Annotated in this window: 12 protein-coding genes and 1 tRNA gene; 4 read left to right on the forward strand and 9 right to left on the reverse strand. The window is 54.6% G+C overall.

From position 1 onward, the window contains the following. Positions 1–3: 3 nt before the first annotated feature. Positions 4–699, reverse strand: a complete 696-nt coding sequence (locus tag AC2FI8_RS16610) for a M48 family metallopeptidase (RefSeq protein WP_496767298.1) — start codon at positions 697–699, stop codon at positions 4–6. 100 nt (positions 700–799) lie between these two features. Between AC2FI8_RS16610 and AC2FI8_RS16615 the strand changes: the two genes are divergently transcribed. From AC2FI8_RS16615 to AC2FI8_RS16625, 3 genes are all read left to right on the forward strand, one after another. Then, positions 800–1126 (forward strand): TIGR02300 family protein, encoded by a 327-nt coding sequence (locus AC2FI8_RS16615; RefSeq protein ID WP_496726988.1) that lies wholly within the window; start codon positions 800–802, stop codon positions 1124–1126. Between the two features lie 142 nt (positions 1127–1268). Next, positions 1269–1344: transfer RNA gene (locus tag AC2FI8_RS16620), tRNA-Ala, on the forward strand. Between the two features lie 585 nt (positions 1345–1929). Beyond that, the gene (locus AC2FI8_RS16625) at positions 1930–2625 is read left to right on the forward strand and encodes a hypothetical protein (protein ID WP_496780218.1); all 696 of its coding nucleotides are present in this window, start codon (positions 1930–1932) and stop codon (positions 2623–2625) included. Between the two features lie 192 nt (positions 2626–2817). On the opposite strand, the gene AC2FI8_RS16630 is transcribed toward AC2FI8_RS16625, so the two are convergent. From AC2FI8_RS16630 to AC2FI8_RS16665, 8 genes are all read right to left on the reverse strand, one after another. Then, on the reverse strand, positions 2818–3198 hold the full coding sequence (locus tag AC2FI8_RS16630) for a hypothetical protein (RefSeq protein ID WP_282169967.1): 381 nt from the start codon (positions 3196–3198) through the stop codon (positions 2818–2820). Between the two features lie 249 nt (positions 3199–3447). After that, a complete protein-coding gene (locus AC2FI8_RS16635) occupies positions 3448–3729 on the reverse strand; it encodes a hypothetical protein (RefSeq protein WP_282169968.1) in 282 nt (93 codons plus the stop codon). Between the two features lie 221 nt (positions 3730–3950). After that, positions 3951–4742 carry an SDR family NAD(P)-dependent oxidoreductase gene (locus AC2FI8_RS16640; protein WP_058277033.1) on the reverse strand — a complete coding sequence of 264 codons (792 nt, stop codon included), beginning with the start codon at positions 4740–4742 and terminating at the stop codon, positions 3951–3953. A gap of 21 nt (positions 4743–4763) precedes the next feature. Next, a complete protein-coding gene (locus tag AC2FI8_RS16645; protein ID WP_058277032.1) occupies positions 4764–5561 on the reverse strand; it encodes an SDR family NAD(P)-dependent oxidoreductase in 798 nt (265 codons plus the stop codon). Next, on the reverse strand, positions 5558–6376 hold the full coding sequence (locus AC2FI8_RS16650) for an ABC transporter permease (RefSeq protein ID WP_282169969.1): 819 nt from the start codon (positions 6374–6376) through the stop codon (positions 5558–5560). The genes AC2FI8_RS16645 and AC2FI8_RS16650 overlap by 4 nt, the downstream gene beginning before the upstream one ends. Positions 6377–6385: 9 nt before the next feature. Beyond that, positions 6386–7237, reverse strand: coding sequence for an ABC transporter permease (locus AC2FI8_RS16655; protein WP_282169970.1), 852 nt, complete (start codon positions 7235–7237; stop codon positions 6386–6388). Positions 7238–7259: 22 nt separating this feature from the next. Beyond that, on the reverse strand, positions 7260–8417 hold the full coding sequence (locus tag AC2FI8_RS16660) for an ABC transporter substrate-binding protein (protein ID WP_058277121.1): 1158 nt from the start codon (positions 8415–8417) through the stop codon (positions 7260–7262). Positions 8418–8455: 38 nt separating this feature from the next. Continuing rightward, positions 8456–9577 (reverse strand): ABC transporter ATP-binding protein, encoded by a 1122-nt coding sequence (locus AC2FI8_RS16665; protein ID WP_058277029.1) that lies wholly within the window; start codon positions 9575–9577, stop codon positions 8456–8458. A gap of 127 nt (positions 9578–9704) precedes the next feature. Between AC2FI8_RS16665 and AC2FI8_RS16670 the strand changes: the two genes are divergently transcribed. Next, positions 9705–10529 carry a helix-turn-helix transcriptional regulator gene (locus AC2FI8_RS16670; RefSeq protein ID WP_282169971.1) on the forward strand — a complete coding sequence of 275 codons (825 nt, stop codon included), beginning with the start codon at positions 9705–9707 and terminating at the stop codon, positions 10527–10529. The last annotated feature ends 292 nt before the right edge of the window (positions 10530–10821 follow it).

The following is a 10821-nucleotide window of genomic DNA, read 5'->3' on the forward strand; positions in this document are numbered from 1 at the left end:
CGGTCAACTCGTCGCGCCATCAAATCTGTACTGATGAAGCTGCGCCCCGTTGTCGCGCAGCCAGCGCCTTTGGGCTTTGCAGTCACCAAACAGACGCTCGACCTGCGCCCAGAACGCGGGGGAATGGTTCATTTCGTCCAGATGCGCAACCTCATGTGCGGCGACATAATGAAGGATGTCCGATGGCGCGAGGATCAGGCGCCACGAAAACATCAGACCACCAGCGGAACTGCACGATCCCCAACGAGACCGCGTATCGCGCAAGGTCAGGCTGGAATAAGGACGGCCCAGCATAGCCGCATAATCGTCGCAAGCCTCGGTCAGGCGATCCCGCGCCAGTTCCTTTAGGAACCGTGCCAATCGCCGGGCTTCGGCCCCTTTGGGGACTGCAACCTCTGCGTCCCGCAGCAGAACGCGTCGGCCCTCTGCCAGTACGATTCGCCTATCTTTGCCTTCTATAGGGATTGATTGTCCGAATCCTACGGCTGATGGGTTGGGTCGGTCCTCAAGATGCTGACGGATCCAGTCTTCCTTGACCTTGGCGAAATTCAGCGCCTCGGCTTCAGCCACACCTTTAGGGTAGGTTAGTGTAACCCGCCCATCCAATTGAGAAATCCGCAGGCTGATACGCCGCGCCCTGGCTGATTTGCGCAGCGTTAGCGGCACCGGCGGTTTTCCGGGCAATGCGTGATCCCCCATGTGCCTGTTTCTCCTGCTCAAAGGCTTTGACAGTGCCCGCTGCATGTGGCACGTGACCTGAATCATTACTACGACTCACCTGATATCAAGGGGATCTGAAATGCCCAAGGAAGAATGGGGTGTAAAGCGCGTTTGCCCGACGACCGGTAAGCGGTTTTACGACCTGAATAAGAACCCGATCGTCAGCCCCTACACCGGCGAGATCGTGGAGCTTGAAACCGGCAAGAGCCGGATGATCGCCGCAGATGCGGAAGATGCCGCATCGGCAAAAGCACGCGAAAATGCTTCAGAAGAAGATCTGGTTCTGGACGATGACGAAAATGTCGACGTCGAACTGGACGATGATCTGTTGGACGATGATGACGACAGCAACGATGACGTTTCGCTGGAAGAGATTACCGACATGCCGTCGGAAGACGACAGCTAAAACCTGTCCGGGGCGGCCCCTGCGCCGCCTCAGACGATCCTCGGATGCAAGACAGAAACTTTTCCGCAAACTCCATTTTTGGACTTGCACTCAATGTCACTGTCTCATAAATGTCCGCCCACCGCAGCCGCGGTACCATGATGGGGCCTTAGCTCAGTTGGGAGAGCGCTTGCATGGCATGCAAGAGGTCAGGGGTTCGACTCCCCTAGGCTCCACCAAATCTCCCATACAAATCATACGTTTACGGACCACTGCGGGCCGTTAATGTCGGGGGTGCGCCCCTCGGGGGTGCGTTCGGGGTGCAGTATCGTCCGCAATATGGGCAGTATGGGCTAGTTTGACCGGCGACTCGCTCACCCACTGTCAACAAAAAAGATGTCAATAATACTGTATCTTTTCTGTTTTAACCAAGCGTCGGACAGTTCAAGCTAATGGGTATGAGCAGTACCGCTCTAAACCTGATCGATGTCATAACCGTAATTGGAACGGTAGCATCGGTGGCAGGTCTGGTCGTCGCACTGAGAAAGTTTGGCCACAAGTAACAGTGCAACGACCCAAGCGTAGAAACTAGTCTAGCAGACTGACACTGGAAACAGTGTCCGTCATGATTCACAGTAGTCACTAATTTTGCCGACGCATCAAGTTTAAAGCGCGACAACCAGTTGACTTGCGCCGAAACAAAGTAAGAACATTCAACATGCGCAAGTGGCCACGAACAATCCCGTACGACCTGAAATGTAAGTTGGAAAGTCTGCGCGAGTATCGCAGCAAACCTTCGTTACAAGACGATTGGGCCGCCATCTTTGAATGGCTCAATAAGCACAACGTCGAGCCACCTGAACACCCGTTGCCCACCGAACCCGAACTACGCGCTGAACGTTGCGGAGGAGACGTCGGATCGTGATCTTTCAGGCGACGCGCTAAAAAAGGTCATCACCGGGGACATCTGTCATGCCCGGCTGCCATACGGCATACCGTTCTATTTCAGTCCCAAGGCGCAGCATGTGTTCATCTGCAATGAGCTGCCCGCATTTAGCGGGGGGATCGACAGCGGCGTTGAGCGCCGCTTCAAGGTTCTGGTCTTCGACAAAGCGTATTCTGAAGAGCAGGCCGACGAGGGATTGGCAGATCGCATAATCGAATACGAGGCGGATCTTCTACTACATCTTGTCGTGGTTGCGGCTGCGGAACTTTTGACCACGCGGCGCATGGCGGATCCCATGACATCACGCATCGCCAAGGAGGCGTGGATGAGGGATGCGGACCGAGTTCGTGCGTGGGCGGCAGAAAGACTATCCATCAGGGCAAACAAGGTCGTCACCGTTGCAGACCTATATCTGGATTTTCGCCAATGGTGCGCTGCCGAAGGTGTTCCAGAAGGCCGCATCCCCGCACGTAACAGTTTCGCGCGACGCTTGCGTCAAGTAGAGCCCCGTCTCGTTCCAGGACCCAATAGCAAAGGCGCTCGGTTCGAAAATGCTATCCTCAAGACGGTCTGATTTAAGTGGGACAGCTTGTAAAGAGGCCAAACGAGCTAGGCCGGCCAGTTCTTTATGGGCGGACAAGTAATCAAACCTCCCAACTTCCCCGTCGGGCGTTTGGTTGGGAGGTTGGGAGGTTTTATGTCTCGTCCGTCGGTATATGTTCTGTTGCGCACATCAAGCATAATGCTGCTTTTCAACGTCCGACGTTCATTGCAGCGCCGCGGTGCGACCCCGCGAGAACCTCCGAGTTTCGTCCAGTGCCTGACGCATTGCTGCCAAACCAGCCCGTTCGACATACTGGTCCATCGGGTCGAGTTCATCCCAAGTGCGAGATGCGGCAGCAGGCCAGAACTGCGGATGACTGTGCCGCATTTGGCTGAGCCGCCATTCATGGTGGCAGAGTTGCGGTGTCATAGCTTCAGGATCGCTCAGGAAACGCGCAGCGACACCACAGCAGGCCTGCCACTGCCGGTCATGCACAATCGGGCTTTCCTCGCCGCTCGTTGCTGTTTGGGCTTCACAGTAGGCCATAGCGATCAAGACGATGTGCCTTGCTGCGGCAGCTTCAAGTTGGATATCTTGCTCCATGTGATTTCTCCTATTCATCATGTTGATGCGCATCCCGTTGGCTGTTGCCACCGGCGACCACCCCAAGGCGGGGTTGGTGATCACAATTTTCGTGACGCTCTGGATGCTGTTGGTTTCGCCCTGCCTTAGGCTCATCAGTGGATCGGCGCTAGACCCAGACCATTCGCACCGGTCGCAAGCATGTCTCGGGCGGTCCATACCCCGGCGGTCTTCCGCGACTTACGGGCAAGGCTCGGCAGACGAGCGTTATCATGTTTGGGGGAATTGCGGGCTGTCCGCCCGCGATTGGTATGTAATCGCTAAGTCTGTCAGCTTCAAGGAGCGGGCGGCGTAGCGCGGACAAAACAAAAAAGCGGCTACGTCGTTTAAAAAGAACAACGCCTGCTTCGCGCTCAAAATCAGCCGCTCATGCCAAGTGCAGCGAACGACCGCTTCGAGCCCAAAGCGGAAGTGCTCCATCTCTGAACCAAGCAGGCGCAACAAACTATTCGCCGAAGTCACCAGCTGCGTCGCAGAAAGAAAAGCGGCCATTCATTCAAAGCGCAGCGAACTTTGGTACGTCGATGTCTGAGTTGCGGACTTTCCCGACCTTCGGCTGAAATGCTCCAGAAGCCGCATCCGGCCCATTGCAGTCATTCGTCGTGAAAGTTCTCGCCGCATTGCGGCTCCACCGATCCAGCCATTCGCTGCGCCGCCAAAGTGATCGTGCAACTCAAAGTCCGATGGTCATGATTGTCCTATTCGCTTGGCATTTAACCTTTTGCGTACCAGCCGTTGTCAACATAGGTTGCATTGCCGTTCACAAAGCTGGCCTCATCAGATGCAAGAAAAACCACCGCCGCGGCCACTTCCTCTGGATAGCAAATGCGTCCCTGCGTTGCCGCCATCCCAGAGTCTTCCCATTCCTGTCCGGCGGCGTCCAACTCTGCTATTTCCTTGAGGCCATGCGCCGTTTCAACAAACCCAGGGCAGACCGCGTTACACCGGATGCCCGCATCGCGATATTCGGTTGAGATCGTGCGCGCCAGTTGAAGAACCGCGCCTTTTGACATGCAGTAGACTGACTCCAACGCATAGCCCAGTTCAGCCGCAATAGACGAAGTAATCACGATTGAGCCGCCGCCATTTGCGCTCATGTCCTGAACCGCACGACGGCAGGTCAGAAAGGCCGATTTCACGTTTACATCCATCAACCAGTCATATTCTTCTTCGCTGGTTTCATGCATCGCTTTGACGATGATGGTTCCTGCGTGATTGAACAGGACATTATAGGGTCCAAAGGCTTCAAGGGCAGCGTCAAAGGCAGCATTGATCTCGGCGTCCTTGGTGACATCAGCATGAAAAAATGCCGCCTCACCACCTGTGTCGCGGATCATGTCGACTGTTTTCCGACCCTCTTCATTCTTGATATCAAAGATGCTGACCTTGGCACCTTCTTCGGCAAACATCAGCGCGGTGGCCCGCCCCATTCCAGTGGCTCCCCCTGTAATCACGGCAACTTTTCCCGCGAGGCGGCCATTGGGTGTCTTGAGGCTATTGGTCATATTGGTGCTCCGTACAGAAGTTCAGATGCATTCTCCGCCATCGATGACCAGCGCATGGCCCGTCATAAAGGTGGACATGTCGGAGGCCAGAAACAGGATTGAATCGGCCATTTCTTCGGTCGTGCCCCAGCGTCCCATCGGAATGGTTTCAGACACGTAGTTTTCTAGCTTTTCGCGCCCGCCCATTTGCACTTCGAAACCGGCGTTAAACGGCGTGTCGATAAAACCCGGACACAGGGCGTTAAAACGAACATTGTGTTTGGCATAATCTGCGGCCATCTGACGGGTCATGGCGACCACTGCATGCTTGGTAGTGGCATAGGCAATCATTTCGCGGTCGTATTGCACACCCGAGTTTGACGAAGTGATGATTACACTGCCACCTCCCTGCTCGCGCATGGGACCCACCGCAGCGCGAGCCGCGATAAAATGCGACCGCACGTTCAATCGCCAGGACATGTCCAAACCTTCAACGGGCACCTGCTCAAGGTTGCCTTCAACCTGATAGCCAGCGTGAGAGTGCAGGACATCAAGGCGCCCGTAAGCTTTGACGACTCTGTCGACCTCGGCTTTGACTGCCTGATCGTCGGTGACATCTAGCCCTCTCGAGGCCGCCACCAGCCCCTCGCCATGTAAGTCTTCGACCACATGCGCAGCCTTGTCGGCGTCCAGATCTGTCACAATAACTTTGGCGCCATGACGGGCCATGGCCATTGCCCCTGCCCGGCCAATTCCTGATCCGGCGCCTGTCACCAGAACAACCTTGCCGCCGAGTATCGGAAAAGGTCGGGCCTTAAGAGATTTTTCTGCAAGGGTCATCGGGACTTTTTACCTCCGCGTTGCAGCAACAACTGGGCGGTAATCAGCAGTAACAGAGACACGCCCATCACCATCGTTCCAATCGCGTTGATTTCAGGTGTCACACCGCGTCGGATGGATGAGAACACATAGATCGGCAGCGTCGTTTCTGAGCCCGCCACAAAGAACGCGATGATGAAGTCGTCGAAGCTAAAGGTGAAGCTCAGCAAAAAACCCGCCAGGATGGCCGGAAAGATCATCGGCAATGTCACCTGTCGGAACGTTCCCATCGGCGTGGCGTAGAGATCCGAAGAGGCCTCGGTCAGCGCGCGATCCATCCCCGCGAGCCGTGCCCGTACGATAATTACCACAAGCGCCATCAGGAACATCGTGTGGGCGGCGATCAGCGAGCCGATGCCCATGCGCAGCTTTGGCGGCTTGAACCCGTCCGGCCAAATCGCCGCAATCAGCGGGTTCAGTTGGTCAAATACGGTGACCAGCCCGATCAAAGTGGCGATCCCAATTACAATGCCGGGGATCATCACCGCAACATAGATCAGCAGATCAAAGGTAGCTCGCACGGGACCACGAATGCCCTGCAGGGCGACGGCGGCCATGGTGCCAAAGACGCTGGCAAACAGCGCCGAACAAAATGCCACGATCAGGCTGGTTTCCAGCGCGTCCATCACGAACGGATTGGACAGCGCCTTGCCATACCATTTGGTTGAGAACCCCTGAAGCTGGCTCGCGTGTCGACCGGCGTTAAAGCTGAACAGGGCGATGACACCGATAGGAATGTAGAGAAAAAGGTAAACGCAGATTGCATACAGTCTCATCGCATAGCCTCACATAATCGATACGTCTTCACGGCTTGCGCCGAGGCGGCTAATCAGCCGCATGTAGATCGTGACGGTAATCAGCATGACGACCACAAGGGTGACAGCAACCGCCGACCCATAGGCCCAGTTGCGTGACTGCAGGAACAGGTCGACCAGTGCATTGCCAACAAAGAACACTTTGCCACCGCCCAGCAGAGCCGGGATCAGGTATTCGCCCATCAACAGGATAAAGACGAGCATGCAACCAGTCGCAATGCCGGGCACCGAAAGCGGGAGCGTGATCTGAAGAAAGGTCTTCCACGGCTTTGCGCCCAGATCAGACGACGCCTCGAGCAGGCGTTTGTCGAGTTTGTCGAGGCTGACATAGATTGGGAACACCATCAGCGGTAGATACCCATAGATAATCCCAACCAGCACCGCAAACGGCGTGTTGATTAGGCGTAGTCCCTCAATTCCGACCCATTCGAACAAGGCAGGTATCCCGCGTCCACCCAGCAGGAAAATCCAAGCGTAACTGCGGATCAGGATCGACGTCCAGAATGGCACGATCACCAGAACCAACAGGATGGTTTTCCACCTCGGAGTCGTTTTGACAGCGAGAAAGTAAGCCAGGGGATAGGCGATAAGCAGCGCCGCCATGGTTCCTAACGGCGCCAACGTCATCGTATTTTTGAACGCTGCCCAGCGTGCAGGAAGGTTGGTGTATTGTTCCAAAGTGAGAGCGAGCTCAACGCCACCTGACGAGGCTCGCTCTCCAAAGCTAAAGATGAAGACAACTGTTAACGGAATGATCAGCATCACGAGGAACCAAGTTCCCGCAGGTGCCAACAACAACCAGTTGCGTGTTCTATTCGTCATGTTGTCTTCACCTTAGTTCAGATCAGGCCGACTTGAACCGAGCCATCAGCTCGGCGCGGTTCGGATCGGTCAGAGTGACTGCGGCCCCGAATTCCAGTGGGCTCAAAAGCTCCTGAGCCGGGAAGATGATCGGATCATTCTTCAACTCTTCGGGCAGTTGATCATATGTTCGGGAATCTGCCGTCGGATAGCCGTGCGCCAGCACTTCTTTGACGTTAACATTCGGATCCAGCATGAAGTTGATCAACGCATAGGCCGCTGCCTTGCGCTCGGAGCTTTTGGGGATCGCCCAGTAATCGCTCCAGATTTCGCCGCCCTCTTTGCCAAGCACATAGGCGATCTCGGGTATGTCGGTGTTCAGCTGCTTGCCGTCGCCGGACCAGCAGATGGTCAACCAGGCATCCCCATTACGCATACCCGGCTGATAGTCCGACGTAATGGCAAACAGATGTGGCTTCACGTCAATCAGCAGTTTCTCGGCATCGGCCAGCTCTTTCTCGTCAACCGAATTGAACGAATAGCCAAAGGCGTTCAGGGCGCTGCCAATCGTGGTCAGCTGATAGTCGTGCACGATGGTACGACCCGAGAACTTGCCCATGGTGATATCAAAGAACTCTCGCCATGATGAAATCGCATTTCCACCATTGTGCTTAGTGTTGACGGCCATGCCGGTCGATCCCCAGTTCTTGGGAACACCATAGAGCTTACCGTTGACTGAACCTGCCTCGGCGTAGCGCGCATCAAAGGCCGACGCATCATAGTTCGGCAACATCGACGTATCCAACGGTTCGATCAGATCCTCTTTGACGTAATCTTCAAACGTGTAGTTGGTGGGCACATAGACATCCCAACCGGTGGCACCGGCCTGCAACTTGGCTAGCATTTCTTCGTTCGAGCCAAAGACGTTGACCTGCACATGTGCGCCGGTCGCCTCAGTAAAGGCGTCAAAGTTGGCCAGATCATGATAGTTCGGCCATGTAGCCAGAACCACGCGATCACCAATATCGCCAGCATATGCAGGTTGTGGGCGCAAACCGGGCACCGAGGCCCCCATCACAGCCGCTGCCGCACCAAGGCCGGTTACATTCAGGAAATGGCGCCGCGTGATTGAGCCTTTCCGGTAGCTTTCCAGCTTCTCCATGAACTCCTTCTTGGAGATATGGTCGATGGTCTTTGTCATTTTCTTTACTCCCTTTTGCATGGTTGTTGTGGACGTCGTTAATTTCGGTCGAGAATGAGCGCCGCCGATGTCTCCCACGAGACCAGGGCTTTGTCGCGGACGGCAAAAGCACCTTCGCTAAGGTCCGCCTGACGCGGAGCGAGTACGAGGAAGTCACCAAGGGTTTCGTGCGTCACCAGGTATTCAGTGTGTTCGCCAAGAAAAATTCGGTTGTGGACTTCGACCTCAAGACCTTTGCCCTGACGGCGCAGTTTCATTTGTTCAGGGCGCACGCTAACGCACACCTCCTGCCCGTCGACAAGACCATCACCGGGCATGCCCTGTATCCGCATTCCATTGTCCAGAAGCACCTCAGACAAGCCGTCCGTCGAACGCTGAAGTTTGCCATTAAAGAAGTTGGACGTGCCTACAAAATCAGCGACATAGCGAGAATTTGGGCGATCATACAACTCTTGCGGGCTACCGATCTGCACAATTCTGCCGTCCCGCATGATGCAAATGCGATCGCTCATCGATAGTGCCTCTTCCTGGTCGTGTGTCACCAGTACAAAGGTGATACCCAACTGGCGTTGCAGATCCTGCAGTTCGATCTGCATCTCCTTACGCAACTTGCGATCAAGCGCGGCCATGGGTTCGTCCAGCAACAGGAGTTTGGGCTCATTGATGATAGCGCGGGCCAGGGCCACGCGCTGTTGCTGGCCGCCTGACATCTCCCAGATCTTGCGATCCTCAAAGCCTGCCAGTTGCACCACATCAAGGGCTTTGCTCACCCGTTCCGAAATCTCTGCCTTTGGTATGCGCGGGCGGATCTGGCGTAACCCGTACCCGATATTTTGCGCCACGGTCATATGTGGGAACAATGCATATTGCTGAAACACCATGTTCACCGGACGGTGGTGCGCTTCGAGCGTGTTCACCACCTTTCCATCCAGCAACACATCCCCTTCGGTGGGGGTTTCGAAACCTGCCAGCATCCTCAAAGCTGTTGTCTTGCCGCATCCGGACGGGCCTAGAAAGGAAAGGAACTCGCCCTCGGCAATCGAAAGGTTCAAATCACTGGCGGCCAACACTTCGCCAAAGCGCTTTGTCACTCCACGCAGTTCTGCGATCGGTTTTTTGCCAGCTGGCTCAACCTCGCCAACATATCCCCCGTTTTCCATTTATTTCTATCTTTTTCCGATTTGTTGACTACTATCTATATTGGAAAAACTGTAAGAAAAACTTGTTTCAGTGTATATACCATGTTTTTAGTATATCAATCTGAATAGCAGGGCGCGGAGGAGGATCATGAAAGCTTTGTACGAAGCAACCGGCACGCTCATTGACGCTATCGGCTCAGAGAGCTTTGCACAAACCTTGTCTGATACGCTGAGGCAGATCACCCCGTTCGATTACACTGTTGTATTTGGATATTTTGGCCAAGCCCGCCCTTTGGATTTGTATGACGATTTCCCAAAAAATAAGCGCAAGGTCTTTGTTGAGGACTATCAGGAAGGCCCATACTTGCTTGACCCATTTTATCTTGTTTGCGAGACCGATTTCGTTCCCGGACTGCATCGAATTCGCGATCTGGCACCGGACAGGTTTTTTCAGGGCGAATACTATCGCAGCTATTATGCCCGAACCGGGCTTGCGGAAGAAATGGGCTTTGTGATCCGGCTTCCTGAATCCGCCAGTGTGGTTGTTTCCGTGATGCGTGAGCAAAAGGCTTTTTCAGCCAAGGATTTCCGACAACTCAATGAGTTTTGGCCCATTGTGCAGGCGACATGCAAAAGACACTGGGACGATCTTGCCAACCGGTTTGGATCTGTTGAAGGCGAGGTAGCAGATGATGATCTTTATCAAAGCGTGGCCCTTGCTTTTACCAATTTCGGACAGGGTGCCCTGACACCAAGAGAACGCCAGGTCGTCGAATACACGCTCAAAGGTCATTCCGCAGACGCTGTGGGGCGCATCCTCGAAATTTCCCCCGGCACTGTGCGTATCCACCGAAGGAATGTTTATTCAAAACTGCAGATCCGATCTCAAGGTGAGTTGTTTTCGAAGTTCATAGATGAATTGGTTTCGGGCGGACACTCATCGTTGTCGTCCAAATCACTGAACGCTAACTGAAGCCGATCGCCTTGGAGCGTACTTGCTCCAACTTCTTTTCACGAACGGTGAAGGCGAGGCAGAGCCCCTGCAAAACATAAAAACGTCTGAGTGTTCTGTGGGGTGTGAAGAAAGCATGCTCCATATTCGAACGGGACGCCTCCTGAGGCCTCATTCATCCATCTCGAGTGACCGCTTTTCTATTTTGGCTTGCATTTCATGCGCCTGCAGCGAATGACATGGTGTGATCGCGGTGGTCGCTCTCCTTGGGCAAACGAGGCCTGATATTATCAGCCTCACCAATCAAAAGCCG

Source organism: Ruegeria sp. CDSB029 (assembly GCF_059611125.1).